The sequence below is a fragment of the Pseudomonas sp. 05N432 genome (genome assembly GCF_056396945.1).
Window position 1 is genome coordinate 125,246 of record NZ_JBFTMM010000012.1, and the last position, 26,029, is coordinate 151,274.

Sequence of the window (26,029 nt, forward strand, 5' to 3'; positions counted from 1 at the left end):
TTACAAAAAAGGTTGGAATTATAGATTAAAGAAACATCCCGCCACTCATATCTGAAAGCGCGACTGGTTTTATCTGTGTGCTGAGTGATAATGCGCCAGCTGTTTTTTTCTTTATCGAGGGCCATACAGCCTATGTGGTACGAAGGTTTACTCGGCTTGTCGCCCTGGCAACTGGTGGCAGTCACCCTGTTAATGACCCACATCACCATCGTGGGCGTCACGGTTTATCTGCATCGTTATTCAGCCCATCGCTCCCTTGAGCTCAATGCGGGTCTTAAACACTTTTTCCGTTTCTGGCTGTGGCTGACCACGGCGCAGAACACCCGCGAGTGGACTGCCATCCACCGCAAGCATCACGCCAAATGCGAAACCGTCGACGACCCGCACAGCCCGGTGATCAAAGGCCTGTCCACGGTCTTGCGCAAAGGTGCCGAGCTGTACCGCGCCGAAGCGGAGAACCCCGAAACCCTGCGCATTTACGGCAAGAACTGCCCTGAAGACTGGATCGAACGCAACCTCTACAGCCGTTATCCGCTGCTGGGTGTGGCGATCATGGCCGTCATCGACCTGCTGCTGTTCGGCACTATCGGCATCACCGTCTGGGCCATCCAGATGATGTGGATCCCGGTCTGGGCCGCTGGCGTGGTCAATGGCCTGGGCCATGCCGTTGGCTACCGCAACTTCGAATGCCGTGATGCGGCGACCAATCTGGTGCCCTGGGGCATTCTGATCGGCGGTGAAGAACTGCATAACAACCATCACACCTACCCTAACTCGGCAAAACTGTCGGTGAAGAAATGGGAATTCGACCTTGGCTGGGCGTGGATCCAGGTCTTCAGCTTCCTGCGCCTGGCCAAGGTTCAGCGGGTTGCGCCGATCGCCCACCGTGTCGAAGGCAAAGGCAGCCTGGACATGGACACCGCCATGGCGATCCTCAACAACCGCTTCCAGATCATGGCCCAGTACCGCAAGCTGGTGATCGGTCCGCTGGTCAAGCAAGAGCTGGCAAAGGTCGACCATTCGGTTCGCCACCAATTCCATCGCGCCAAGCGCCTGCTCTCGCGAGAAACCAGCCTGCTGGATGACAAGCACCATGTGCGCATCCAGACCATGCTCGAGCACAGCCACGCACTGAAGGTAATTTACGAGAAACGCCTGGCCTTGCAGCAGATCTGGATCAAGACCAGCTCAAATGGCCACGACATGCTGGCGGCCATCAAGGACTGGGTCCACGAAGCCGAAGCCAGCGGTATTCAATCGCTGCGCGACTTCGCCCACCAGTTGAAAACCTACTCCCTACGCCCCGCCTGACCCTGTGGCGAGCGAGCTTGCTCGCGCTCGAATGCAGAGCATTCGCAATCCTGGCGACACGTTTTAACTGACAAAACGCAGTCGCCAGATTGGGGCGGTATACCGCCCAGCGGGAGCAAGCTCCCTCGCCACAAAAAACGGGAACTAAGCTTCAAATCCCCTATCTCAAAGAGCACTTCGCCACCCAGGCGGGCTTTGTTGTGGCCGCTGTCGAACTCGCGGCACGCCCTTTGAGATTTGTGCCGATGGTCAATAAGAATCCAGAAGACCTGTCCCTCCCACAGTGGCCCGAGGCCGCGCAAACCCTGATGGCCTTGATGCATGCCCAGGGCGAGGTCGCGCGTCTGAGCGAACGTGAGCAGTTGTTCAGTTCGCTGCTGGTCAGCGTCAATGCCGTGCTCTGGGCGTTCAACTGGGAAACACGTCAGGTGCTGTATGTCAGCCCGGCCTATGAACGTATTTTCGGTCGCTCCGCCGGCCTGTTGCTGGCTGACTATCACCAATGGCGCGACAGCGTTTACCCGGACGATCTGGACTATGCCGAACGCAGCCTGGCCCAGGTGCTCGAAAAAGGTGCCGTTGAAGACCGCGAGTATCGAATCATCGCTGCCGACGGCCAGATGCGCTGGCTCAGCGACAAGTGCTTCATCAATCGTCAGGCCGAACCCGGGCAACCGCTGATCGTGGTCGGCTTCGCCGAGGACATTACCGAAAAGAAGCAGTTGGAAACCGAGCTGCAACGCCTCGCCACCACCGATGTGCTGACCCAAAGCAGCAACCGCCGACACTTCTTCGAATGCGCCAGCCGCGAGTTTGAACAGGCCCGCCTGCAAGGTTCACCGCTGGCGTTTCTGTTGCTGGATATCGATGACTTCAAACTCATCAACGACACGTACGGCCATCAGCAAGGCGACCAGGTGCTGCAACAGCTCGCTGAATGCGGGCGCGCGGCATTGCGCCGTGGTGACCTGTTCGGGCGCATTGGCGGTGAAGAGTTTGCAGCGGTATTCCCCGGCTGCGCGCCAGAGATGGCGAGACAGGTCGCCGAGCGCCTGCAACGGGAAATCCAGCGTTTGAGTTTCAGCCATGACGGGCAGACGTTTGGCATCACCATCAGCCAGGGCCTGACCAGCCTCACGGCTGAAGATGCGACCGTCGACAGCCTGTACGCCCGCGCCGATGCCGCGATGTATCGAGCCAAACGCCAGGGCAAGAACCGAATAGTCTCCGGCTGAAGCAAAATCCAGAGTCAACACAGAACTAATGTGGGAAGGGCCGGGCGACGTTCGCTTGCTCGCGAAGCTTTTGGCGGTCTTGAAGTCCTCTTCGCGAGCAAGCCCGCTCCCACAGGGTTTGTGTCAGGTTTACTTTTTGCGCAGGCGCATCAATTCCGGCAGGCCGATTTTGAGCAGACGCGCCGTTCGGCTTTTGGCCAGTTCTTCAACGCCTTCATGCTCGGTCAGGCGAGCGAGTTGCGCCGCCAGGTTCATCACCAGCGCTTCACGGGAATACACCCCGCCACCGAGCTGATAGACCGCCGCAATCAGCTCTCGCAACTCCAACGGAAGCCGCCAGCGAGTACGCAACGCCGAACCATAGGCCGCGCCAAATTCAGCCAGTGCGTCGCCGACTTCTTCCAGTTCGTCCAGTTCGCCCCCCGCCTGTTTCCACTCCTGCAAGCAACGCAACAGCGCCAGATCGCCGAGACGATGGAGCATGCCGGCGCAATAGCAACGCTCCTGATCGAGATCAAGCAAGCGCGCCAGGCTCCGTCCGTATTCTGCGGTGTGCAGTGACAGCTCCCAGTAGCGCTCGGCGTAATCGGCCAGGCACGGATCACTCAGCTTCGCACTGCGCTTGAGGGCCAGGCCAACGATCAGGTTCATGCTTTGTCCGGTGCCCAGGCGGTTCAAGGCCTGGGACACGGTCTGCACGGTATCGCCAAGGTGCTGCGAGGCGCTGTTGGCGGCGGCGATCAGCACCGCAGTGATCTGCGGGTCTGTGCGCACTTCTTCTTCCAGCAGCTTCAGATCGAGGCCATCGGGATTCAGGCTGCGCTTGACCGCCAGTTGCACGTCCGTGAGCAACGGCGCGCCGTCCGCCAACTCACGCCGACGCTCAAGGAAGGTCGACAAGGTCATGCCGGGCGCCAGCGTCGGAACGTCACAGGAAACCGTCTGGCCGGCACTCAGGAGCAAGTCCTGCAGGCGCTGAGTCAGACCTTCCATGTTCAGGGGCTTGGTCAGATAGGCCGTCGGGGCCAGCGGCAATACCTCGCGCACGCTGGCGCTGTCGTTACGGTTGCTCATCAAAATGAACGGCAACACCGGGTTACGCCGCCGCTGACGCACGCTGCGCAGCAAACCCAGGCCATCGACGCCGGAAAGCTCCCAATCGGCGATCACCAGGTCATAAGGATTTTCACTCAGCAGCTCCAGCGCCTGCTGGCCATCGCTGCACAGATCCAGTCGCGCATCGCAGCGCACGTGCAGCAACACCTGCTTGAGCAGGTCTCGAGACCAAGGGTCAGACTCAGCGATCAGCACTCGCGGTACAGCCGGTAAATCAACAGCGGTCATCAGTTCACTCCGAGGCAATACCTGCACCTTAGACAATGCTGGCCATTCGATACAGCGCAAAAGCCGCCGATGTGTTTCAAGTGACAAAAAAACCCGCCGAAGCGGGTTTTTTGTCGATCAGGTCACACTGGGCAATCAGAGCTCGGCGAAGCACTCTTCCATGATCGCCAGACCTTTATCCAGTTGCTCGTCTGGTGCAGTCAACGGCACCAGTACACGCAACACGTTGCCGTAAGTACCGCACGACAGCAGGATCAGCCCCTTGTCGCGCGCCTTGGCCACGACTTTGGCGACGGCGGCGGCGTTAGGCTTGTGGCTGTCGCCGTTTTCGAACAGTTCAACCGCGATCATCGCGCCCAGGGCACGCACGTCGCCGATCACCGGGTACTTGGCCTGGATGGCTTTGAGGCCAGTGACCAGACGCTCGCCGACTGCCTTGCAGCGATCCAGCAGGTGCTCTTCTTCGAACACTTCCATCACCGCCAGCGCAGCGGCGCAAGCGATCGGGCTACCGGCGTAAGTGCCGCCCAGGCCGCCTGGAGCGATAGCGTCCATGTATTCAGCCTTGCCGCACACACCGGCCAGCGGGAAGCCGCCAGCGATGGACTTGGCAAAGGTGGTCAGGTCGGCAGCGACGCCCATCTGTTCCATGGCGAAGAAGGTGCCGGTACGACCAGCGCCGGTTTGTACTTCGTCCGCGATCAACAGAATGCCGTGCTGGTCGCACAGGGCACGCAGACGCTTCATGAACTCTTTCGGCGCAACGTAGAAACCACCTTCGCCCTGAACCGGCTCGATGATGATGGCAGCGATGTCACGCGGCTCGGCGTCGTTCTTGAAGATGCGCTCGATGCTGGCGATCGAATCGTCGATGCTCACGCCATGCAGTTCGTTCGGGTACAGCGCGCGGAAGATGCCGCCTGGCATCAGGCCCATGCCGGCCGAGTAAGGCACGACTTTACCGGTCAGGCCCAGGGTCATCATGGTGCGACCGTGGTAAGCGCCGGTGAAGGCGATCACGCCGGCACGGCCAGTGGCAGCACGAGCGATCTTGATGGAGTTTTCCACGGCTTCGGAACCGGTGGTCACCAGCAGGGTTTTCTTGGCGAAATCACCTGGAACCTTGGCGTTGATTTTTTCGCACAGTTCTACGTACGGTTCGTAAGCCAGCACCTGGAAGCAGGTGTGAGTCAGCTTGTTCATCTGCTCGGTCACGGCCGCGATGACTTTCGGGTGCAGGTGACCGGTGTTCAGCACGGCAATACCGCCGGCGAAGTCGATGAACTCGCGACCTTCAACGTCGGTCACGGTGGCGTTCTTCGCATGGTCGGCGAAGATCGGGTGAATCTGGCCAACACCGCGTGGTACAGCGGCTTCACGGCGTTTCATCAGGGATGCGTTGGTCTTGCTCATAAAGTCCTCATTCACCGCTCATCGGGCGGCGTGGTCCAAGGAATACGTGGCGGGGAGGCAACTACGGCAGCATGCGATGATCGACTGCCACAGCTTTCCCGGCCACCGAGAAATAACGTTTGAAGCCCGCAAAGGGACAGCGCTCTCGTGCCCTTTGCGTTTAATTCCTTACCTGATCAGATGCCCAGGCAGAGGTATTTGATTTCCAGATAATCTTCGATGCCGTACTTGGAGCCTTCACGGCCCAGGCCCGAGGCCTTGATGCCGCCGAACGGCGCGACTTCGTTGGAGATCAACCCGGTGTTGACGCCGACCATGCCGTATTCCAGGGCCTCAGCCACACGGAACACACGGCCCAGGTCACGCGCATAGAAGTACGAGGCCAGGCCGAACTCGGTGTCGTTCGACATCGCGATCACTTCGGCTTCGTCTTTGAAGCGGAACAGTGGCGCCAATGGACCGAAGGTTTCTTCCTTGGCCACAGCAGCGCTTTTCGGCACGTTGGTCAGGATGGTCGGCTCGAAGAAGTTGCCTTCCATGACCTTGCCACCAGCCAGCAGGGTCGCGCCTTTGCTCAGGGCATCAGCAATGTGCTCCTGAACCTTGGCCACGGCTTTGCCGTCGATCAACGGGCCAGTGGTGGTGCCTTCTTCCAGACCGTTGCCGATCTTGAGTTTGGCCACGGCCACTTTGAGTTTTTCAGCGAACGCGTCGTACACCGAATCCTGAATGTACAGACGGTTGGCGCAGACGCAGGTCTGGCCGTTGTTGCGGTATTTGGAAATGATCGCGCCTTCGACGGCCTTATCCAGGTCCGCGTCGTCGAACACGATGAACGGAGCGTTGCCGCCCAGCTCGAGGGAGACTTTCTTGATGTCCTTGGCGCATTCAGCCATCAGCTGACGACCGATTTCGGTCGAGCCGGTGAAGGACAGCTTGCGCACGATCGGGTTGCTGGTCAGCTCGCTGCCGATGTCGCCGGCGCTACCGGTGACAACGCTCAGCACGCCTTTCGGGATACCGGCACGTTGGGCCAGCTCAGCCAGGGCGAAGGCCGAGTAAGGCGTTTGCGAAGCGGGCTTGAGCACCATGGTGCAGCCGGCGGCCAGGGCCGGGCCAGCTTTACGGGTGATCATGGCAGCCGGGAAGTTCCACGGAGTGATCGCAGCGGTCACGCCGATCGGCTGCTTGATCACGATCAGGCGCTTGTCTGGCTGGTGGCCCGGAATCACGTCACCGTAGATGCGCTTGGCTTCTTCGGCGAACCATTCGATGAAGGACGCGGCGTAAACGATTTCGCCCTTGGCTTCAGCCAATGGCTTGCCCTGCTCCAGAGTCATCAGGCGAGCCAGGTCGTCCTGGTTCTCAATGATCAGTTCGAACCAGCGACGCAGCTTGTTCGCGCGCTCTTTGGCGGTCAGTGCACGCCAGGCCGGCAGCGCTTTGTCAGCGGCTTCGATTGCACGGCGGGTTTCGGCAGCGCCCATTTTCGGCACGGAGCCCAGAATTTCGCCCGTTGCCGGGTTGGTGACGTTGATCGTCTGACCATTGTCCGCATCGACCCAGGCGCCATCAATGAAGGCTTGCTGGCGGAACAACAGGGTGTCTTTAAGCTGCATGTCGGCTTTCCTTAACAGCACCGCGCACGCGCGGAGCAAATTATGATTGTAGAAAGGCGCCTTGAAGGCTGCCGTCAGGGAAATCATTCACCGGGCTGAAGCACATAAATAGCGCACTATTGAAGCTCGTGCGGTTCAGCACCCAGACAAGAGCGTTTGAAATCTCAAACGAATCCTAGGATCAAAGGGGGTAAAGGACAATAGGCTGTTCGAAAAAAAGAACGAAAACGCCGCATTTGCCTTATTTTTCTGATCAACGTAGTAAACACCCGCTCGACGGGCGCGAAACATCAGGCTATTCAGCAGCATGGACGCCCGCAGCGCATATGAGTATCATGGCGCCCGCATTGCACCAGTAGCTCAGCTGGATAGAGTACTGCCCTCCGAAGGCAGGGGTCGTGGGTTCGAATCCCGCCTGGTGCACCATCTTCCTTCCCTTGTATGACAAGGGAATAGCGCTCCTGACAAAAACCTGTCCTGGTCCTGAACGTCGTTTTGCCACAAACCTGCCGCACTCACGGTGGCGGGAATGGTCGAAACGGCAACAATCAGGAATCGCGGCGAGTATCAGTGGGAAGCGCAAATCCACCGCAAGGGCTATCCAGCCCAAAGAAAAACCTTCGAAACCAAATCCGATGCCCAAGCCTGGGCGCGAATGATCGAAAGCGAAATCGACCGGGGTATCTTTGTCTCTTGTGTCGAGGCTGAACGCACCGCCTTTCATCAACTCATTGATCGTTACGTCTCCGCGGTCGCTCGTCACGGTTACCGGTTGAGTCTGCCACCAATCGCAGACGTACCAAGGTGTCCAGGAAAGCCGGGGCGATCCAGCATTCAGATAGTGCGAGGCCCAGATCAATTGCGGGTTTTCTTCCATCAGGTCGCGACCTGCCAGCAAAGTGGTGGTTTGCATCTTGGGTGCAGTATGTAGAGAATCCCCTTTCTGCTCGAAAGGATGCGTGCAATGAAGCCGAAGGGACTTTCCAATACATGACCCCGCACGGGATCGTCTTCAACGTCTCGCAGATCACCCTCACCGACAGCGAGCGCGGCCGCCTGCGCGAGCTTCATTTTGGCGAAGCGAAAAACGCTCACTATCAGGCCAACTGCAAGGTCGTAGAGGTGTACGACGAGATGCGATTGGCCCACAGCGCTCTTCCGAATCCCTGATCATCAAGACCTGAGTGGGGCTGCACATGTCCGAAATTACCCAGACGGTCATCGTCGTGGCGCAGGCCTTTCTACTTGATCGGTTTCTTAAGCCGTACCCGCTGCGCAAGTGGCTAGGGGTGACGCTGGTGGTGGCTGGCGCAATTGGCTGCGTTGCAGTGAGCCAGGCCCGGTTGCTGGGCTTTGACCTGGGATTGATGTCGGTCCTTGCCGTGCCGGTGGGCGCGGGGCTGTTCGTGACCAGGCGGCGGTTTGTGGAGGTTGGCTGAAGTGCATCATCCCTGGCTCGGCATCATCCACCAGCGCCTTGGCCAAAGCGATGTAAAAAGGGGCGCCTGCCTTCGATTGAAGCAGGCTGACTGCCGTAGGCCGATTGCTGCCGTTTTGGTGATGATCAATGCATTACAGGCGCAGCCCCCAAGAGCTAAGCGCTGCTCGCTGTGAACCGAGCTTCCGCCCACACCAGTTCACTTTCTCTGCGCTACCTACCCGCCTCGACATTGCGAATGCGATCGTCAAATGGCTCACGCCGCCATCGTTTACGCGCATGCAGATACGCAGCCAGGTCCCCATAACCCAGCTGACTGGCAATTTGCGCGCGGTTCTCACCCAGAAATTCAAGATGCTGTTCCAGCTCGGCCCTCACCAGGTCCAGCAGCAGGCGGAACGTCATGCCTTGCTCTTCCATGCGCCGGCGCAGGGTACGCGGGCTCTGGTGCAGCGCCTCTGCCTGATTTTCCAGGCTGGGTACCACGCCGCGCGCCAGGCTTTGTCGCATGCCGGCCGCGATTTTCCCGGTCCAGCCGTTGAGTTGGAGATGCCGGGCAATCCGTCGGTCCATCTCACTGCGCAACAACTCCGCCATCCCGTCGTGTCGCGTCAGCAGAGGTAACCGCAAGACGCTCGGGTCGTAATACAGGCAGTTATGCGCGCACTCGAACACGATGTTATCCCCGAACCATCGGGTGTATTCGGCGTGGTAGGTTGGTCGCGGATGGGCGAAGTGAGCCAGCACCGGCCGGACCGGTTCGCCCGTGGCTTTGCGCAGTTGGGTGACGGCCATCACGCAGTAATGTTCCACCACGTAGCGGGCCAGTTTGGCGGGTGCGTCGATACGCAGCTCTACGCCCAGGCCATGGGCATCATTGATCAGCTTGACGCTGTCCATGTCCGACGCCAGCCCCGCATAGTCACACCAGCACTGGATAGCTGCGCTGACGTCCGGGCAATACATGCAGATGTACGTCAGCTCGTGGCAGTCCTGCGGCGTGAACCCGGCGAACAGGTGCAGGCCAATGGCAGGATCTTGTTGTGCCGCCGCCGTCCACAATTGCTCAAGCTCAAGCAGGCTGTAATCGCCTCGGTTACTGCGTGTCTGCTTGTGCAGTACACGTTCCAGAACCTGTCCGAGCTGCCCTCGATGAAAGCGACGGGCTGGCTGATTGGCCTCTTCTCGAGTGATTTTGTCCATTTCGCACATGTTGTCCGGAAGGCTCATGGTTTCTTATTGCTCAGGCAATGCCCAAGTCGGGCCTGACTCGAGATTGCCATGAATACAATAATGCTCGCCAACAATCCAATTCTGGTCGTCGCCGGGATTTTTCTGGGTTTCATCCTGCTGGAAATCGCGTGCGCCTGTTTCCGCCAACCCAAAGGTCAGCGCCGCGATACGCTGATCGAGGTCATCGGTTCGTCGCTCCTGCTGGGTGTCACCTTTCCATTGGTGATGTTCCTCAGCAACCTGCTGCTCGGCAGTCTGGCTCCTCAACTCAAGAACAGCCTGGCCAATATTCACTGGGTGGCCGGCCTCGGGCTGTTTCTGCTGTTCGATGACTTGACCCAGTACTGGTGGCATCGCCTGACCCATCGGCTGCCGTTTCTCTATGCCCTGCATCGCGCTCACCATTCGGCGCCCTACATGAGCATTCGCATCGTTTATCGAAACAACAGCTTTTACTACCTGCTGATGCCAGGTATCTGGCTGTCCGGCGCCCTCATCTACCTGGGTCTGGCACCGGTTTACTACGGTTACCTGATCGTCAAGATGACGGTCATCTTCGCCGCGCACAGTTGCGTCGCCTGGGATGAAAAACTCTACCGCATTCCGGCCTTGCGTCCGCTGATGTGGGTCCTCGAACGAACCATTTCGACCCCCGCCACCCATGCGGCCCATCATGGTTTGAACGCCAATGACGGCGTAACCCACTACAAGGGAAACTTCGGTAACCTGTTGTTTTTCTGGGACGTGCTGTTCGGTACGGCCAAGATCACTCGGCGTCGCCCCTCAACCTATGGCATAGAGGATCTGCATCCGGTGACGTGGCAGCAGGAGTTGTTCTGGCCGCTGGTTCGTTCGCCAAAGCGAGTGCGGCAACACGATCTTTGAGTACTTCCCAGTGTCCACTTTTCATTTGGCCAACATGCCGGATCACACCGAGTGGTCGCTGGCTGATGACACAACACAGCCACGACCTGCCCTCGTGTCGTTTCCAGGCTGATTTCCTGGGTAGTTTCTTGAGTGGTTTCTTGGGTAGTCTGTGGTTTGGCGGCTGGCTTGTTAGCAAACAACGATCGCGCTGTATTCCCCACCCTGTTTTGAACCGATAAGGATTGGCCAATCGCCAAGTGAGTGATTTTTGCACGGACGTTTTTTAGTCGTACTCATCGCCTTGGGCTTGTTGGCGGGTTGCTCGACGACACCGCCAAGAGAGCAAAGCAACCTTTGCAGCATCTACCGCCAATACCCGGCCTGGTACGAAGATTCGCTGAAGATGGAGAAGGCCTGGGGCCTGCCGCCGCATGTGGCGATGGCGATCATCAAGCAGGAAAGCAGCTTTGTGCACGATGCCCTGCCCCCTCGCTACTACTTTTTGTGGGTTATTCCCTGGGGACGGGTCAGCTCGGCGTATGGCTATGCCCAGGCGCAGGATCCGGTGTGGAGCGAGTACAAGAGTGCGACCGGCAATGGCGGTTCGCGTGACAACTTTGACGACGCGATCATGTTCGTCGGCTGGTACGTCGCCGGCACTCAGCGTCAGTTGGGGGTTTCCAAGTGGGATGCCTACAGCCAGTACCTTGCCTACCACGAAGGACGTGGCGGGTTCAGTCGCCAGACCTATCTACAGAAACCCTGGCTGATGCAGGTCGCGCGCAAGGTCGAGCAACAGGCAAAAGATTATGGCTGGCAACTCCGGCAATGCAGGGGCGAGTTGGAGAGCAACCGCAGCTGGTGGTAGTCATGCCTTGGATGACTGCTCATCCACGACGTCCACCTCGGCAGGTTCCTCCTCGTCGTCATCCTCTTCATCGTCGTCGAGCAGAAAGTCCTTGCGCGCTTCAGTGATCGCCCGGCGCATGTCTTCGCCCTTGATCGGGCAGTTGAGCAATTGGGCAATGCGGTCAATTCGTTGTGTCACAGCTGGCCTCCAACGCACCAGTAATTGGCTTGATAGTGCTCGCTTTCAACGAACGACGCCAATGCCCTGAACACCCGGACCGCAATAGCCCTGTAAAACTTTCAGTCAAACCTTACCGCAGCTCACGTCACAGGCATCTGATCGTCATTTGCCGCCAACACCAACGCCTTCTGCTGCACCAGTGAGGCCGGCGGGTGCAACTGCTTCTGGAGCTCGGGATCGATGCGAAAGAAGCGTGGGACAACGTGGCTGACGTCGCCGTCTTCGTTGTTGTGGATCACCATGGTTCCCAGATCGCGCAGCTGAGCCAGATGCTCTTCGGTCAGGTTGAAGCTTATGCTCAAGCCTTTGTCATCGATCACCGGTGCCGGTAGACGACGCTGGGCGAAGCTTTTGCTCTTGCGGTGCTGGTAACGCGCCCAGGAGATCAGGACCACCGCGTTGAACAGCGCCACCCACAAGTAGATTTGCAGCGTGCCAAGGCCGTCGAGCATTGTCGATTCGATACGCAACCCTTCGTGGGTATCAAACAATGGCCAGAGGCCGCTTACCAGCAGGTACAGCAAGCCGACCCAGGCCAATACCGTGAAAAAGGCATCAATGACGACCAGAAATGGTCGTTGACGGGTTCTGATGATTTTCATTTGCTGAACTCCTCGTCATCGTCATCCTCATTCAGCGGCTTGATGCCACGGTCGGGACTGACCCAGCGCGCACGCTTCTGATGTTGGCCAAACAGCACTTTGGGGAAGCTGACCAGGGTGGTGAGCAAACTGATGAACCAGAACACCAGCGGGTACCAGACCACCCAGAACATGGTTTTCCACAGCCCGCGCTCGTAGCGACGGTCGATCAGGATGCTGACCGCGAACTGCAGCAAGCAGACCATCGCCAGCAACAGCCCGGTGAAAGCCGGCGGCAGCAAGTGGTGCACGGCAATGGCGGCCGGCATGTCGACGAACTTGCCCACGCCCCAGAAAATCACCGACAGAAAAAAGGTGAAGGCCCAGCCGGTGGACAGGCAGTACTCGAACAGCAGCGGCCAGAGGTAGCGATGGCGGTACTGCCAGATGCCGCGGATGTTTTTGAACAGCACCTCGGCGCCGCCCTGGGCCCAGCGCAAACGCTGCTTCCACAACCCGGACAGGGTTTCCGGCATCAGAATCCAGCACAGCGCGCGCGGCTCGTAGAAGATGCTCCAGTGATCCAGTTGCAGCTTCCAGCTGATGTCGATGTCTTCGGTGATCATGTCCGGGCTCCAATAGCCGACCCGATGCAACGCCGAACGACGGAACGCCACGATCACCCCGGACACGGTAAAAATCCGCCCGAAGACCCGTTGGGTGCGCTTGATCAAACCGATGATCGAAGAAAACTCGCCGACCTGAACACGCCCGACCAGCGTCGAACGGGTTCGAATCCGTGGGTTGCCGGTCACCGCGCCGAGTCGCGCGTTGTCGAGCATCGGCGCCACCAGATAGGCCGCCGTGTTCGGTGCGAGCAAGGCATCGCCGTCAATACACACCAGGTACTCACTGCGCGCGGCAATCGCGCCCATGCGCAAGGCCACCGCTTTACCCTGGTTTTCCGCCAGGTGCAGCACCCGCAAGCGTGGGTCTTCGGCAGCGAGGGCATCGAGCACAGCGGCGGTGTTGTCCTTGGAGCCGTCGTTGATCGCGATCACTTCGATGTTCGGGTAATGCTGACCCAGCGCGGCATGAATGGTATCGGCCGCGTTATCGCCCTCGTTGTAGCAAGGGATCAGGATCGAAATCAGCGGCTCACCCGCCAGCGGCGGCGGCAGCGTGTCGTCCGTCCACGGCCAGTGGCGCTCCCAGTGCAGCCAGAAATACAGGCCACCGGCGATCCACAGTCCGGACATGAACAGCGGATAGAAAAACACGAAGTCCATCAAGAATTGCCCGGTGACCAGAAAGATCAGCCCCAGGGGAATCCCCAGGACGATCGCCAGGACCAGCAGAGCTAGAAGTCTATCCAGCATGTTATGGATTCCACTTGTCGGAGAGCGCGGGACGCACGGTTTTCAGGTCCGGCTGGTTCTCAAGGAAGTTGTCCGGGTAGTAACCGAAACTGGTCGCTCCCTGGCGTTTGAGGCGACCCATCCAGTCAGTCAGTTGCCCGCCATCGATGTCGGCGCCGCTTTTCTTCGTCCAGTCCCGGGCCTGCAATTCGAACACCGTGCGCTCCAGTGCTCTCGGCCGGACCTTGACCGTGGCCACCAACTCTTCGAGCCATTCACCCGATTGCTTGAGGGGTTTACCTTCCATCAACGGCATTGCCATCGGTGCGGTCCAGTCATAGGTGCCGAGGAAGTCGTCGAGGTTCTGCGCGAACCAAGCCTCACTGGGCGGATTGAGCATCGGTTCGGCGAAGATGTTGCGCGCCGTCAGCACCTGTGGCCCACGAATGGCGCGAACCTTGGCGGTGAGCTCTTTGGTGAAGTCGATCAGGTAGCGACTCTTGAACCGAGTCCAGCGCTGCATCATCGCCGGATCATCGCGCAGGGCCGCCATTGACCCCGGCAAACCGTTGGCCGCATAGGTGCGCAAGGCTTCGGGACTGGCGTCCTCGAAGTCCGACAGCACTGCATCGTCGTGGTAGAGGATGCCGTCGACCGAGGTCAGACGCGCCACGTCCTCGTAGATTTCACCGATGATGCGCCGCACGGTCGGGTCGAACGGCGACAGCCGTCGATACTGTCCCGGGTCAACCGAGGTCTGGCCTGTGGCCGGGTCCCAACGGGTGACCCGGGGCAGTTTTGGATCGAGGGCAAAGCTGAGCACCGGCATCCAGGCAAAAACCTTGACGTGGGCGCGAGTACGCAACTGCCAGGCCACCCGGTCGAAGATGTCGGCGCGAACCGGAAGGTGGCGGTTCGGGAAGTACAACGAGTGCACCAGACCGTCGCCCTGTGGATCGGCGAAGGCTTGCAGGAACACGGTGTTGGCGCCCATGTCGGCCATGCGCTGGATCAGCTTGCCCAGATTGACTTCCTGCTGGGCCGGGTCCGGGTCATAAACGTTGTCCAGGTCGACATGCACCACGCGCATCGGTGAGCTGGACTGCACCGCGACGATGCTGTTGGCAAAGTGTTCGCCATCCGGGTCCGAGGCCACCAGGAAACGCGGGCTGCTCATCAGGTTGTCGAGTGCATCGAGCCCGTCATCCAGGGTCAGGRCCATCTGGTAACCCTGGGAATCGATCACCTGCAATGCGGTGCCATCGGCCGTGCCGTACGGCCAGACCCATACACGCGGGTTATAACCGGTAGCCTTGCGGATTTTTTCGGTAATGGTGACCACGTCCTTGCGCAGACGAGCCTGGAAATCCGCTTCCGACTCATAGCGACCGGTCGCAGCGTCATAACGACGAGTCGCCGCCGCCGGCTGCAGGTTGCCTTGCGGATTGGCCAGGATGCCTTTGTGGCTGGCGTCGGTGTGAGCGGCGATTTCCACCAGCCCGGACCTGGAAATTTCAGTGATCTGCGCCCAGGTCAAAAACTCCGAACGCGGTCGCATATCGCCTGCGAAGTCCACGAGCTTATCCGGTGGTGTATCGATCCAGGTACCGACGGGCGCCAGCAAGGCATGCCAGTTATAGGCCCGCAGCACCGGTAGCACACGGGTGTAGAAGCTCGAATAACCATCGTCGAAACTCAACAGAATGGCTTTGGCCGGCAGTTCGGCCCCCCCCTTGCGCGCGGCGATGATCTGATCGACGGTGACGGGTTTGTAGCCGTTCTCACGCAGCCACGCGAGCTGCTCGATCATCCGCTCGGTGCGCACCGCAACGACCGCCTGATCAGGGTCGCGATCTTCGACATCGTGATAGGCAATTCCCAACACATGGTTTTTCGGCCATGGCGTTTCATTGGCCGGCAGCGGTCGCTGTGCCGGTGGCACAAAGGTCGGGGCTTGCCGGGCGCAGGCGCTGATCAGCAAAACGCCTAGCAGAAGGATGCAACGGGTCATCAGAGGCATCTTCAAACTCTTCTAGAAACGGTAGGTAAGGTCGACGAGCAGACGCAGATCGGTTTCTCGATCGCCGTCGAAGGGCCGGTTGATCGCGCTCAGCGCGGCACCGACCTCGAACACATCATTCCAGCTCAAGCGCTGGCCGTAGCTGAGCAGGCCTACACCGCCAGTGGAGTAATCACGCTGGCTGTATGTACCGGCACCGACCTGGAACTGCTGACTCCACGAAGTTTCGTAGCGGTGATAGAGCACGTGATTGACGCTGACCGTCGGCAGGACGCTGAAGTCCGACTTAGGGTTGAAGTAGGGAACGTCCTCATTCTTGCTGTTGTGGCTGGTGCCGACCTCCAGACCGAGGTCGACCTGCACCCCCGGCGCGCTGTACACGCCTTCGCGTCCGGTCAGCAATGCTTCGAGACGATTGTTGCCATCGCTGAAGTGCGACGGGCTGACCGCCAGTTTCCACTCGCGGCTTTCGTTGGCGCGCCAGCGCAGGAAACCGCTGCCGCCGTTGGCGGTGACGTCACTGTTCAGTGCCCGCAGCGGCGTATTGGCCGAGAGGTAGTCGAGGCTGCCGCCATACTGCCAGGCATCATTGATGTCGCGGGCAATCGACAGGCGCGCGCCCTGTTTGTTGCCATAGCCGAAGTTGTGATTGGAGACTTGCGCTTCCAGTGTCATATCGCGGGTTCGGCGCTCGACACCAAGCCGTTCGACACGGTCACGACCGGTGCCTTCCTGGAAGTCACCAGTGGCATAACCGGCACCTGCAAACACACGCCAGTCCTCATCGATCGGTGGACTGTAAAGCGTGGTCTCAATGCCAAAGTCCTTGCTGCCAGCGACTGCACCGGCACCGTTGCTGCCACCGCCATAACTCTTGCCGCCATAGGTCGACACGCGCAGTTCGGCCATGTCGTGCACCTCACGCTGACGCTCCAAACGCTGCACTGCACGGTTGTCCGGGAATCGCGCAGCGACGTCATCGGTCAACGCATCGAGCTGGCGCCACTCCTGCAAATCCTGCGCGGTATGCCCTTGCGCGACTTCCAGACCGATATCTCGCGGCGCCATGCTCTCGGTTTCCTTGAGCAGATTTTCTGCACGGCGTGGCCAGGCACGCGCCAGGTAGACATTCGCCTGCGCCAGACGCAAACCGACGTTGCCCGGCGCTTGTTCGACCAAGGCATCCAGGCCTTGCTGGCTAGCGGGCAAGTTACCGCTATAGATGCCCGCCTGGGCGGCCAGTTGTTGCGCGTCCATCCATGAATCGTTGGGATTGCCGATCGGCAAACCTTTGAGCTCCACCCGCGAGCGCTGAGTCTTGGCCAGGTTTTCGGCGACGGTGCGTGCTTCCTGCGGTTTATCGCTTTCCATCAAGGCGTAGAACAGCGCCGTGGTGTCTTCTACCCGGTCAGCCGGGTCGGCGTCCGGTGCGACCAGCACTTGGCGATACAAGTCTGTCGCGACGTCCGGTTGACGTTGATCCAGATAGGAAGCCGCCACCCAGCGCATGGCGTAGGTTGGAATTTTCACGTTTTCAGCGAGCAGTTTCTGGTATTCGCCGATGACCTCAGCCGTGCGCGCGCGGGCCTTGAGTGCGCCCATGCGGTCGATGCGCCAACGAACCACGTCGTCGTGAGCCTGTGCATCCGGGGTCCAGGTCGCCAGCAACTGGTCGTAGTCGCTCAAGGCACGATCGGCGATGTCGTAACGTTCTTTTTCACTGCGCGTGGCAAATTCCGCCAGCCGCACGCGCTCTGCCGCCACATCACCTTCGAGGCGGCGCTGCGTCACCGGATCGATCAATCCCGGACGTTGACGGGCCAGACGCAAAGCCGGCTCTGGCAGCCGTGCGCGTTGCAGGGCGAAAACGTATTCGCGGGCGACGTCAGGTTTGCTCCCGGCGCGGATGAACGCCTGGTCGTATTCGAACAACGCGTCATAGGTCGCACCGGAACGGGTCAAGGCGTAGCCCAGCGCCAGGCGCCGGGCCGGATCGTCAGGTTTGGCCGCGACGAGAGCCTTGGCACGGTTGACAGCCTCGACGGGGTTTCCAGAATCAGCCTGGGTCATGGCCAGGCCGAGTTGCAGGTCAGCATTCGCAGGTTCGAGCGCCAGTGCCTTGCGGTAGAGCTCGGTGGCAGAGTCCCAGCGCTTGAGATTACGGTAGGCACGAGCGGTGGCGGTCAGCGCCTGAATCGGCAGCACCCGGTTGCGCCCCTGGGTTTCATAGACCTGAACCACTTCGGCGTCGAGACCCGCCCAACTGGCGATCTGCAAATGGTCGCTGACCTGGCCGGTGGTCACCTGGTTAGCAGGCACGTTGCGTAACAGCGTCAACACCGGTGCGTAGTTACCAGTACGCGCATCGCGAATCATTTGGTCGTAGGCGGTATCCGCGAACGCCAGACTCGGCCAAAGCAGTTGGCTGCACAAGGCCACGCGAATCAGAGGGCGCAAGCCAAGAACAATAAAAGGACGAGTAATACGTGGCATTCGTCAGCATCCTTACATGGCGAGCCGGAGTCTCATACCCCCCTTGCCTGGTTTGAAACGGGAAGTCGGGCAATCACCCGACAAGGTTTTGCAAACGCAGTATTTCACGCAAGGTTAGACCACTATCAGGAACACAACATTTATTCAGATTCAGTACAACGGCTTAACCCCCGTGCGCCCTACAGCCTTGATTTACGGGCACCAGACAGCAAAACGCCCAGCCAATCCGCAAGTTCGGAGGGCCGGGCGCTAGCTTGTAACCTGCGGTCTAGAGCGTTCGTTCAAGTCCAGCGGTGGGTCGTTTACTGGGGTACGCCAGCAGTGTTGAGCTTGCTCATCACGAAACCGACGAACTGTTCGACGGTCATCTTCTGGCCGTTGAAGTCCACCTGATTATTGGCGTAGTGCAGTTTGGAAACGATGTTGTTGCCGTCCAGCGTTGCCAGTTGCGTACCGACAGCCATGCTGCTGACCATGTCGCTGGTCGCAGTGGCTTGATCGGCAACGACCTTGATGTCGGTCTGGCCTTCCACCTGCGCCTGCACCGTCACCAGATCGGTGATCATCGGCTTGGAGATCTTCAGATTGAAGTCCAGCAGGGCAATCATTTGCTTGCCCAACTGGTCGGGTGGCAGGTCCAGCGATGTCGGCTTGGTCAGGTCAATCACCAGGCTGGCACGGCTTTCACCGTTCGGGGTGGTGAACGAAAAGTTCTCCAGCGCGACCTGTGGCTGGGCGGCCAGCAGTGTCTCCAGACTCGCCTTGACCTGTGCCTGTTCGGCGTCGGTCAGGTTCAGCTCGGGCGCCGGCTCACCCGCTGCGGCAGCGGCAGCGGCGGCCGCTTCGTAGGGCTGCAGTTTGTTCTGGTAGATCTGCACCAGCGACAGCGTCGACGGGATATCGAGGTTTTTCATGCTCCAGGCCATTTTCGCGGAGCCGAGGGGCTTGTCATTGAGGGCGATTTCGCCAATCTTGTAATCGGCACGCCCTGCCGCGTTGGTCCCGGACTCGGTGGTGGAACTCTTCATTTCAGCGTTCTTGAAGGTCATCACCGACTGTTTGTCGCCAAAGGTAGTCCTGGTGCTGGTCAGCTCGACGACGTTTTCCCCCAGGTAGTAGCCATAGCTGCTTTTGCTGAGGTTGCTGGCCAGGGTCAGGCCATTCAATTCGATTTTCACCGGGGACTGGTCTTCGGCAATGCTGGTCAGCGTGAGGCTGTCCATGTATCCGTCAGCCTTGACCTTCTGGGCCTGGGCGCTGGCCGACACGTCGAGGTTCAGCCCGGAAAACTTCAACGTGGACTTGTCGTCCAGTGCCGTTTCGACGGGCAGCAGTTCAAGGTTGCCGCTGGTGGCACGGTCATAGCCGATGTTGACCACCCCCTTGAGCGGGGACAGGTCCTTGGTGGCAGCGAACCACTTTTCGGTGGTTGGGGTCTTTTCCAGCGAGTAGTGACTCGTCGCCATGACCGGCAGCCATTTCAGCGACACCAGGCGCGAGAATGGCAGCGGGCCGTGTTCGATGTGGTCAACGAACAGCAGCTCTACGCCTTCGGGGTTCTCGCCGAACATTTCGCCCTGGCCCTTGAGGCGGTAGTGCGCGGTGCTGCTGAACAATTGGCGATCCAGCGACACCAGTTCCAGGGTCGCGGTGCCTTTGGAACCGACCATCGCCGTTTGCAGCTCTTTGTTGGCGTCAGCGATTGAGGTTTGCAGCACCCCTTCCAGCTTCGTACCGGTGTACCAGGCGCCGCCGGCGCTGATTGCACCGATGGCGACAACAATTCCCAGAAGCACGCCTGCTGATTTATTCATGAATGATCCGATCAATGTCCGTTGTTGAAAATGTGGTCGTCTTCCCTGAACCCTCGACGGGTTGCGGCTCGACTCCGCTAAAAGTGCGATGAGATTAGCATTAGCACCGCGGAGCGGCCCAATGATTAAAGGTGAAAGAGTGTCTATGGAGCGCGGGTGCGGGATTTTCGTTGATTACTCGATCGCCATCGCGAGCAAGCTCGCTCCCACAGGGGATTTGCGTTGATCACAGTTCCAATGTGGGAGCGAGCCTGCTCGCGATGACGGCAGTCCTGCCAACATCGAATCAGGAATACTGCACCTCTATCTCATCCAGCTGATGATCAAAGCTTTTCAGCCGTGCCGTCCATGTATAGACCAGCACTTCAAAATCCCGATTGATTACCGCGCCATTCGGTGAATCCGCGCGCGGGTCGCAAAAATCCAGTTGATAGCGTTCGCGGGCCATGGCGTTGGCCACGTCAGACAGTTCGCGGGCGTTGTTCAGCCAGTGCCAGCCTTCATCGGTGACCTGTTTGTCGAGGGCCAGGCATTGGGTCTTGAGTGCTTCGAGGCTTTTTTCCAGCGGGGTTCCGGTAAGTTCGCCCATGACTTCCTGAAAGGTACGTCCCGGTTGCCAGTAACTGCCCCAGAAATACCGGTCGAATACCGTTTCAACCCGGCGCAACGCCACCTTGGTGTCCCAGATCAGCACCAGGGTTTTGCCTTGCTCGAGTTGTTTTTTCTTGATCCGCCGGGTTTGCAGCAAAGCCCAGGCGGCGACTGCGATCGACATCACCCCGATCAGCGCACTGGCACTGTCGAGAAAGATCAAAGCCTTATCAATCTGGTGCGTCAGCATCACGCCATAAAAATACGTAGCCGAAAGCAGCACCAGCGCGACAATTGCGCACCAGAAGCCGGGAGCATAAGGGTTTTTCATTATTGGAATCCCCATGACCAATGCGAGCTTTGACTGCCGGACCCGCCTGTGCAGACCCGACATCTAAAAGCATAGCAACGGCCTCAGGGTTTCGTTGGCTGTGAACCTTGCGTTCGTCCGCTTTCCCAACCGCCGCCCAGCGCCAGGAACAAATCGATCTGGCTCATGGCGACCTGAGTATTGGCGGTCGCCACCTGCGCACGCACATCGGTGTAGGTGCGGGTCGCCTGTAAATCGGCGAGGAACGACGCTCGACCGGCCTGGAAGAAGCGGTGCGTCTGGTCCGCCGCCAGCTGCGCCGATTGCTCGGCATCGACCAAGGCATCGCGGCGCTGCAACAGCGCGGAATACTGCGCCAGACTGGTCTGGGTTTCGCGGATCGCGTTCAACACCACCCCGTCAAAGTGCGCCAGCGCGCCTTGGGTCGCCGCTTCAGCCTCACGCACCCGTGCCCGGGAGCCGTTGGACGGCACTGTCCAGGTCAGCAACGGGCCGAAACCCCAGCGATTGGTTTGCGGTTGGCCAAGGTGATCGAGAATACCCACGGTGCCGACGGTCGCGCCGATGCTGATATCCGGGTAAAGCGCACCGGTCGCAACGCCGATGTCCGCCGTCGCGGCCGCCAGCTGACGTTCGGCCTGGCGCACATCCGGTCGCCGTTTGAGCAAGGTGGCACCGTCACCGACCGGCAACAATTGCGCAATCTTTGGCAGCTCGTGACAACTGCTGGTCCCCGCGGGTAATTGATCCACCGGTTTGGCCAACAGCATCGACAAACGGAACAGCCCGGCCTGACGGGCGGCTTCATAGCGCGGCATGTCGGCGCGCAGGGATTTGAACTGGGTTTGCGAACGGGTGACCTGGGTTTCGTCGCCGCGCCCGGCATCGCGCAGCCGCTGAGTCAGCGCGGTGCTCTGGCCTTGCAGGTCCAGTGAGTGCTCGGCGATATCACGCTCTTCGTTGGCCGCGCAGACTTGGGTATACGCGCGCACGACGTCGGCGACCAGGGTGATGCGTGCGGTGTCCGCTGCGGCTTGCGTCGCATCGGCATTGGCCTTCGCCGCTTCGATGCCGCGCTGCAACGTGCCAAACAGATCGAATTGATAAGACGTGGTGAGGCCGATGTCACCGACATTGGCCACTGGAACCTTTTCCGGTATCAGAAACGCCTCGCCAGACTCCTGCAAGCGCTGGGCACCCACCTTCACGCCACCGCTCCAGCCGCCCGCCGACTCGGCTTGTTCGACCCGGGCACGGGCGCGTGACAGGTTGGCTGCCGCCACCCGCAAATCGGTGTTGGTGGCCATGGCCTGGCGCACCAGCTCATCCAGACGCGGGTCCTGGTACAACCGCCACCAGTCGCCCGGCACCGGCGCCGAGACCACATTTTTTCCATGCGCAGTCAGATCGCCCTGAAAGTCCGCGCGGTGCACCGCTGCCTCTTCAGGCAAATGGTAATCCGGGCCCACCACCTGACAGGCCGACAGCAGCAAGCCGAGACCGGCCGTCGCTAAACAGGTGGCCGCTTTCATTGCTCCGGCTCCTGCTCAGGCTTGTCGCCGATGATCGATACGGTCGCAGTACGCCCGGCAATCATGCGGAAATCTGCCGGCACATCATCGAAGGCAATCCGCACTGGAATCCGCTGTGCCAACCGCACCCAGCTGAACGCCGGATTAACGTTGGGCAGCAGGTTCGAACCGCTGCTGCGGTCACGGTCTTCAATGCCGGCGACGATACTTTCGACGTGCCCGCGCAGCCGTGCACGGTCGCCAATCACGCGGATATCGACACCTTGGCCGACGTGAATGCCGTCGAGTTTGGTTTCTTCGAAATAGCCGTCGATGTGGAAGGAATTGCTGTCCACCACCGACAACACCGGACGCCCGGCGGTAACGAACTCCTGAGTACGCGGTGCGCGGTCGTTGACGTAACCGTCCACCGGGCTGCGGATTACCGAGCGGTCGAGGTTGAGCTGGGCGCTGTCCACCGACACCTGGGCCTCGGACAACGCCACCTCGGCGCGGGCCACGCGGGACTGGCTTTCTTCCAGTTGCTCGCCCGGCACCAGATTGCCCAGGCCACGGTTGCGCTTGGCTTCACGTTGCGCCTGAGCCAGGGTTTCCTGACGGTCGGCGACCGCGGCCTTAGCCTGGCGCAGCGCCAGTTTGAAACGGTCCTGGTCGATGCTGAACAGCACCTGGCCGCGCTTCACCGGTTGGTTGTCACGCACTTCCACTTGCTGGATCAGCCCGGAAACGTCCGGGGCGATCTGCACGATATCCGCACGAATGTGCCCGTCGCGGGTCCACGGAGCGAACATGTAATACATCACCATGCGCCAGACCACGACGACCGCAAAGGTCACCACCAACAGGGTCAACACCACACGGCCAAGGGTCAAAATAGGTTTTTTCATGTCATCAGGTATCGACTGAGTGAGTCCACGGCGCCGAGCAGCAAGGCGTAAAGACCAACGTTGAACAATGCCCGGTGCCAGACCAGACGATAAAAGTGCAGGCGCGTCAGCAACCCGTGCACCACCAGGTACAGCACGTACGTAATACCCATCAGCACCAGCAACGTGGGCAGGAACACCCCGCTGATGTCCAGATCACCGATCATAAAGGCGCTCCATCGATACCTTGGGGAAACGGTTCATCGGTCTCGTTACCGATGAACTCCACGCCCGGCAACAGCGCCAGACGCAGACCAGCGAGGGCGTGCAGCAGGTGCAGGCGGGTTTCGCCGTCACCTTCCAGGCCTTGGCCATTGAGGGCGCGCCGGGTGCGATCCAGCGTCATCAGCAACGGCGCTGGCGCCGGCAAGCGTTCACCAGCCTTGAGACAGGCCTTGAAGTACTCACCGACCTCGGCCACCACCTGCCGCAGCAAGACGTTCGGTCCCCCTTGCACCCGTGGCGCGTACGCCAGCAAGTCCAGCAGGTTCAGCGCCACGCGCACTTCGCGCAGCGCCACGCCGGTGTCCTGACCGGTCATCGCCAGGCGCGGCAAATGCTGCATCAGCCGATCGAGCATCTGCACACCCAAGTGCCGGTGTTCAGCGAGGTTCGCCGGCTCGGTCATGCCGACAATGTCGCGCCAGCTGAAACGGGTCAGACGCTTGGCCGCCAGCTCCGAACCGAAGGGCCGCGCCACCAGGGTCCAGATAAAGGCAAACAACAAGCCCATGGGCCCGGCGAGGTTGGAGTTGGCGAAGCTCAAAAAGTCCGCGTCGTAGGCGCCCTGAATGCTGATAAACGACGAGGTGTTGACGATGGTCAGCAGCATGCCGAGGTAGAAGCGCGGCTGTACGGTCAGGGTGCCGACGCAGATAAACGGCACGGCGAACGCCAGCACCAGCATCGGAAAGTCATGCAGGTTTGGCAGGATCAAAAACAGGTAGAGGCTGGCGAACAGCACCGACATCGCGGTCCAGAAAAAGAATCGGTAAATCTGCGGTGCCGGGTCGTCCATCGCCGCAAAAAAGCTGCACGCCACTGCCGCCAGAATCACCGCGCTGCCACCGTCGGTCCAGCCAAGCAGAATCCACAGCACCGAGGCGACGATGATCGCCAGCACGGTCGATGCCGCCGAATAGAGCATCAGCCCACGGTCGAGAAAAGGTGTCAGCCGGCCCAGCCGCCAATGACGGTAGACCGCACGCCAGTTGTCCTGGCTGTCGCAGCGAATCGCTTCTTGCAGGCTGCGCAGGTCTTGCCACAAATCGATCCATTCGCCGAGGCGATACAGCGCGTTGGAAAACAGCAATTGCTTGCGATCATCCAGCGCTTCGGCACTCGGTTGCAGGGCTTCAAGTTGAGCGCGCAGGGCTTGCCAGTGCTCGACCGAAGCGTCTGTGCGGTCGAGCCACTCAACAGTCGCGGCCAGCAGCGGCGCGAACTTGTCCACAAGTTCAGGTGTGCGCCGCTGCAAGGCGTACAGCGCATCGTCCAGCGCATCCACCACCGGCAGCAGGTGAATCATCCGTCCGCGCAGTTCTTTGATGTTGCGCACGGTTTGCGGCCGCGCACCTTCGTGGGGTAACTGGCCGATCATCAACTCCAGGGAGTTGAACGTGGCGACCATCGAGGCGCGCAGGGTGCTGACTTCTTCGGGCTGCACATTGCGGGTCAGGAAGCGCTGGCTGTAGGTCACCGCCTCGCTGAACCACTTGCTCACCGCATCATCGAACACCGGCGCCAGTCGCCGGGGCCAGAACATACTGCCAACCACCGCTGCGCAGACGATGCCGAGGAAGATCTCTTCGGTCCGCGCTTCCGCCACATCCCATATCGCCAACGGGTTATCCACCACCGGCAGGGCGATCAGCGGCAAGGTGTAGCCGGCGAGCATCAGCGCGTAGTTATTGGCGGTGCGCAAATGCATCGACAGAAACAGCAGGGTGCCGGTCCACAGCGCGATGACCAGCACCAGCACATACGGGCTCTGGACGAACATCGGCACAAACAGCAACGCCGCTGCTGCCCCGGTCAAGGTGCCGATGGCGCGGTACAGGGCCTTGGAACTGGTCGGCCCGACGAACGGGCTGGAAACGATGTACACCGTGGCCATCGCCCAATACGGACGCGGCATTTGCATGAGCATGGCGATGTACAGCGCGATCATCGACGCGGCGAAGGTGCGCACGCCGTAAAACCAGTCGCGGGCCGGCGGTATACCGCTAAAAAATCCGTTCAAGAGGGGGTCACCGGTAACTGCTGCTCTGCCGTCTCGAATGCGCGAATCACCCGCAGCGCGGCTTCAAGATCCGCTGGATCGATGCCTTCAAGCACCACACGGCGCAAGCGCACCAACTCGGCTTCCACCGCTTGCACCAACTCACGGCCGGTCTCGGTCAGACTCAGGCACTTGGCGCGACGATCAAGAGGATCTTCAGTGCGGCAGACATACCCGGACTGGCACAACTGATCGAGCAAACGCACCAGCGACGGGCTCTCCATCCCCGCCGCCTGCGCCACCGTCACCTGCCGCACACCCTCGCCCAGCCGCCCGATCATCAACAACGGGACCGCGCAGGCTTCGGAAATGCCGTAGTTGACCAGCGTGGTCTGGCAGATTTTCCGCCAATGCCGCGCGGCCACCACCATGGCACTGCTGATGTTCATCTGAAGGGCGTCGAGGGTCTGGGACACAGGAGAATTCGCACACTGTTAGTTTGCTAACTATCAATATCGCATTGGAGGGGAAATTCAGTCAAGTTTTGAAACAAATTGGTGCCGCACATGACACCTGTGGGAGCGAGCCTGCTCGCGATAGCGGTGTGTCAGT

At 60.0% G+C, this 26,029-nt stretch carries 23 protein-coding genes and 1 tRNA gene; 8 read left to right on the plus strand and 16 right to left on the minus strand.

Going from position 1 to position 26,029, the window contains the following annotated elements:
- The first annotated feature begins 132 nt into the window (after positions 1-132).
- The gene (gene desA, locus AC1DHT_RS14870; RefSeq protein WP_427543472.1) at positions 133-1,311 is read left to right on the plus strand and encodes a delta-9 fatty acid desaturase DesA; all 1,179 of its coding nucleotides are present in this window, start codon (positions 133-135) and stop codon (positions 1,309-1,311) included.
- A gap of 245 nt (positions 1,312-1,556) precedes the next feature.
- Positions 1,557-2,546 carry a GGDEF domain-containing protein gene (locus AC1DHT_RS14875; RefSeq protein WP_427543475.1) on the plus strand — a complete coding sequence of 330 codons (990 nt, stop codon included), beginning with the start codon at positions 1,557-1,559 and terminating at the stop codon, positions 2,544-2,546.
- 129 nt (positions 2,547-2,675) lie between these two features.
- Here AC1DHT_RS14875 and AC1DHT_RS14880 read toward each other — a convergent pair whose 3' ends face one another.
- The 3 genes from AC1DHT_RS14880 to gabD all read right to left on the minus strand — a co-directional run bounded on the left by AC1DHT_RS14880 (position 2,676) and on the right by gabD (position 6,922).
- A complete protein-coding gene (locus tag AC1DHT_RS14880; RefSeq protein ID WP_427543478.1) occupies positions 2,676-3,890 on the minus strand; it encodes an HDOD domain-containing protein in 1,215 nt (404 codons plus the stop codon).
- A gap of 135 nt (positions 3,891-4,025) precedes the next feature.
- Positions 4,026-5,303 carry a 4-aminobutyrate--2-oxoglutarate transaminase gene (gabT, locus tag AC1DHT_RS14885; protein WP_477761384.1) on the minus strand — a complete coding sequence of 426 codons (1,278 nt, stop codon included), beginning with the start codon at positions 5,301-5,303 and terminating at the stop codon, positions 4,026-4,028.
- A gap of 176 nt (positions 5,304-5,479) precedes the next feature.
- Positions 5,480-6,922: an NADP-dependent succinate-semialdehyde dehydrogenase gene (gene gabD / locus AC1DHT_RS14890; RefSeq protein WP_442114523.1), complete on the minus strand. Its 1,443-nt coding sequence runs from the start codon at positions 6,920-6,922 to the stop codon at positions 5,480-5,482.
- A 349-nt stretch (positions 6,923-7,271) separates the two neighbouring features.
- Between gabD and AC1DHT_RS14895 the strand changes: the two genes are divergently transcribed.
- The 4 genes from AC1DHT_RS14895 (at position 7,272) to AC1DHT_RS14910 (ending at position 8,361) form a co-directional block, all read left to right on the plus strand.
- Positions 7,272-7,348, plus strand: a tRNA-Arg gene (locus AC1DHT_RS14895).
- Between the two features lie 103 nt (positions 7,349-7,451).
- Entirely contained in the window at positions 7,452-7,853 is a 402-nt protein-coding gene (locus AC1DHT_RS14900; RefSeq protein WP_427545028.1) for a hypothetical protein, read from the plus strand.
- Positions 7,854-7,912: 59 nt separating this feature from the next.
- Entirely contained in the window at positions 7,913-8,092 is a 180-nt protein-coding gene (locus AC1DHT_RS14905; protein WP_427545030.1) for a hypothetical protein, read from the plus strand.
- A gap of 26 nt (positions 8,093-8,118) precedes the next feature.
- Entirely contained in the window at positions 8,119-8,361 is a 243-nt protein-coding gene (locus AC1DHT_RS14910; protein ID WP_427545032.1) for a hypothetical protein, read from the plus strand.
- A gap of 212 nt (positions 8,362-8,573) precedes the next feature.
- Here AC1DHT_RS14910 and AC1DHT_RS14915 read toward each other — a convergent pair whose 3' ends face one another.
- Positions 8,574-9,572 (minus strand): AraC family transcriptional regulator ligand-binding domain-containing protein, encoded by a 999-nt coding sequence (locus tag AC1DHT_RS14915; protein ID WP_427545095.1) that lies wholly within the window; start codon positions 9,570-9,572, stop codon positions 8,574-8,576.
- Positions 9,573-9,641: 69 nt separating this feature from the next.
- Between AC1DHT_RS14915 and AC1DHT_RS14920 the strand changes: the two genes are divergently transcribed.
- Together AC1DHT_RS14920 and AC1DHT_RS14925 are read left to right on the plus strand one after the other, a co-directional pair.
- A complete protein-coding gene (locus AC1DHT_RS14920; protein WP_427545034.1) occupies positions 9,642-10,478 on the plus strand; it encodes a sterol desaturase family protein in 837 nt (278 codons plus the stop codon).
- Positions 10,479-10,728: 250 nt separating this feature from the next.
- Positions 10,729-11,328, plus strand: a complete 600-nt coding sequence (locus AC1DHT_RS14925; RefSeq protein ID WP_256585307.1) for a transglycosylase SLT domain-containing protein — start codon at positions 10,729-10,731, stop codon at positions 11,326-11,328.
- On the opposite strand, the gene AC1DHT_RS14930 is transcribed toward AC1DHT_RS14925, so the two are convergent.
- From AC1DHT_RS14930 to AC1DHT_RS14985, 12 genes are all read right to left on the minus strand, one after another.
- Positions 11,329-11,508: a hypothetical protein gene (locus tag AC1DHT_RS14930; RefSeq protein ID WP_427545036.1), complete on the minus strand. Its 180-nt coding sequence runs from the start codon at positions 11,506-11,508 to the stop codon at positions 11,329-11,331.
- Between the two features lie 122 nt (positions 11,509-11,630).
- A complete protein-coding gene (gene pgaD, locus AC1DHT_RS14935) occupies positions 11,631-12,152 on the minus strand; it encodes a poly-beta-1,6-N-acetyl-D-glucosamine biosynthesis protein PgaD (RefSeq protein ID WP_427545038.1) in 522 nt (173 codons plus the stop codon).
- The gene (gene pgaC, locus AC1DHT_RS14940; RefSeq protein ID WP_427545040.1) at positions 12,149-13,510 is read right to left on the minus strand and encodes a poly-beta-1,6-N-acetyl-D-glucosamine synthase; all 1,362 of its coding nucleotides are present in this window, start codon (positions 13,508-13,510) and stop codon (positions 12,149-12,151) included. Before pgaC ends, pgaD begins: the two co-directional genes overlap by 4 nt.
- A gap of 1 nt (position 13,511) precedes the next feature.
- Positions 13,512-15,509 carry a poly-beta-1,6-N-acetyl-D-glucosamine N-deacetylase PgaB gene (gene pgaB, locus AC1DHT_RS14945; RefSeq protein ID WP_477761385.1) on the minus strand — a complete coding sequence of 666 codons (1,998 nt, stop codon included), beginning with the start codon at positions 15,507-15,509 and terminating at the stop codon, positions 13,512-13,514.
- A gap of 12 nt (positions 15,510-15,521) precedes the next feature.
- Entirely contained in the window at positions 15,522-18,002 is a 2,481-nt protein-coding gene (pgaA, locus tag AC1DHT_RS14950) for a poly-beta-1,6 N-acetyl-D-glucosamine export porin PgaA (RefSeq protein ID WP_427545044.1), read from the minus strand.
- A 302-nt stretch (positions 18,003-18,304) separates the two neighbouring features.
- Entirely contained in the window at positions 18,305-19,816 is a 1,512-nt protein-coding gene (locus AC1DHT_RS14955; protein ID WP_427545046.1) for a YdgA family protein, read from the minus strand.
- Positions 19,817-20,102: 286 nt separating this feature from the next.
- Positions 20,103-20,738, minus strand: coding sequence for a hypothetical protein (locus AC1DHT_RS14960; protein WP_054595023.1), 636 nt, complete (start codon positions 20,736-20,738; stop codon positions 20,103-20,105).
- An 83-nt stretch (positions 20,739-20,821) separates the two neighbouring features.
- On the minus strand, positions 20,822-22,270 hold the full coding sequence (locus tag AC1DHT_RS14965) for an efflux transporter outer membrane subunit (protein ID WP_427545048.1): 1,449 nt from the start codon (positions 22,268-22,270) through the stop codon (positions 20,822-20,824).
- Entirely contained in the window at positions 22,267-23,157 is an 891-nt protein-coding gene (locus AC1DHT_RS14970; protein ID WP_145022418.1) for an efflux RND transporter periplasmic adaptor subunit, read from the minus strand. The genes AC1DHT_RS14965 and AC1DHT_RS14970 overlap by 4 nt, the downstream gene beginning before the upstream one ends.
- Positions 23,154-23,363, minus strand: a complete 210-nt coding sequence (locus AC1DHT_RS14975) for a DUF1656 domain-containing protein (protein WP_017478036.1) — start codon at positions 23,361-23,363, stop codon at positions 23,154-23,156. Before AC1DHT_RS14975 ends, AC1DHT_RS14970 begins: the two co-directional genes overlap by 4 nt.
- Positions 23,360-25,438 carry an FUSC family protein gene (locus AC1DHT_RS14980; protein ID WP_427545051.1) on the minus strand — a complete coding sequence of 693 codons (2,079 nt, stop codon included), beginning with the start codon at positions 25,436-25,438 and terminating at the stop codon, positions 23,360-23,362. Before AC1DHT_RS14980 ends, AC1DHT_RS14975 begins: the two co-directional genes overlap by 4 nt.
- Complete coding sequence (locus tag AC1DHT_RS14985; RefSeq protein ID WP_427531309.1) at positions 25,435-25,866, minus strand: MarR family winged helix-turn-helix transcriptional regulator; 432 nt, start codon at positions 25,864-25,866, stop codon at positions 25,435-25,437. Before AC1DHT_RS14985 ends, AC1DHT_RS14980 begins: the two co-directional genes overlap by 4 nt.
- Positions 25,867-26,029: the final 163 nt, after the last annotated feature.

What these genes read in the sequence shown, in the direction of transcription:
- desA (WP_427543472.1), top strand. Translation starts at nt 133, where the DNA reads ATGTGGTACGAAGGTTTACTCGGCTTGTCGCCCTGGCAACTGGTGGCA.
- AC1DHT_RS14875 (WP_427543475.1), top strand. Translation starts at nt 1,557, where the DNA reads ATGGTCAATAAGAATCCAGAAGACCTGTCCCTCCCACAGTGGCCCGAG.
- AC1DHT_RS14880 (WP_427543478.1), bottom strand. Translation starts at nt 3,890, where the DNA reads ATGACCGCTGTTGATTTACCGGCTGTACCGCGAGTGCTGATCGCTGAG.
- gabT (WP_477761384.1), bottom strand. Translation starts at nt 5,303, where the DNA reads ATGAGCAAGACCAACGCATCCCTGATGAAACGCCGTGAAGCCGCTGTA.
- gabD (WP_442114523.1), bottom strand. Translation starts at nt 6,922, where the DNA reads ATGCAGCTTAAAGACACCCTGTTGTTCCGCCAGCAAGCCTTCATTGAT.
- AC1DHT_RS14900 (WP_427545028.1), top strand. Translation starts at nt 7,452, where the DNA reads ATGGTCGAAACGGCAACAATCAGGAATCGCGGCGAGTATCAGTGGGAA.
- AC1DHT_RS14905 (WP_427545030.1), top strand. Translation starts at nt 7,913, where the DNA reads ATGACCCCGCACGGGATCGTCTTCAACGTCTCGCAGATCACCCTCACC.
- AC1DHT_RS14910 (WP_427545032.1), top strand. Translation starts at nt 8,119, where the DNA reads ATGTCCGAAATTACCCAGACGGTCATCGTCGTGGCGCAGGCCTTTCTA.
- AC1DHT_RS14915 (WP_427545095.1), bottom strand. Translation starts at nt 9,572, where the DNA reads ATGTGCGAAATGGACAAAATCACTCGAGAAGAGGCCAATCAGCCAGCC.
- AC1DHT_RS14920 (WP_427545034.1), top strand. Translation starts at nt 9,642, where the DNA reads ATGAATACAATAATGCTCGCCAACAATCCAATTCTGGTCGTCGCCGGG.
- pgaD (WP_427545038.1), bottom strand. Translation starts at nt 12,152, where the DNA reads ATGAAAATCATCAGAACCCGTCAACGACCATTTCTGGTCGTCATTGAT.
- pgaC (WP_427545040.1), bottom strand. Translation starts at nt 13,510, where the DNA reads ATGCTGGATAGACTTCTAGCTCTGCTGGTCCTGGCGATCGTCCTGGGG.
- pgaA (WP_427545044.1), bottom strand. Translation starts at nt 18,002, where the DNA reads ATGCCACGTATTACTCGTCCTTTTATTGTTCTTGGCTTGCGCCCTCTG.
- AC1DHT_RS14955 (WP_427545046.1), bottom strand. Translation starts at nt 19,816, where the DNA reads ATGAATAAATCAGCAGGCGTGCTTCTGGGAATTGTTGTCGCCATCGGT.
- AC1DHT_RS14960 (WP_054595023.1), bottom strand. Translation starts at nt 20,738, where the DNA reads ATGAAAAACCCTTATGCTCCCGGCTTCTGGTGCGCAATTGTCGCGCTG.
- AC1DHT_RS14965 (WP_427545048.1), bottom strand. Translation starts at nt 22,270, where the DNA reads ATGAAAGCGGCCACCTGTTTAGCGACGGCCGGTCTCGGCTTGCTGCTG.
- AC1DHT_RS14970 (WP_145022418.1), bottom strand. Translation starts at nt 23,157, where the DNA reads ATGAAAAAACCTATTTTGACCCTTGGCCGTGTGGTGTTGACCCTGTTG.
- AC1DHT_RS14975 (WP_017478036.1), bottom strand. Translation starts at nt 23,363, where the DNA reads ATGATCGGTGATCTGGACATCAGCGGGGTGTTCCTGCCCACGTTGCTG.
- AC1DHT_RS14985 (WP_427531309.1), bottom strand. Translation starts at nt 25,866, where the DNA reads ATGAACATCAGCAGTGCCATGGTGGTGGCCGCGCGGCATTGGCGGAAA.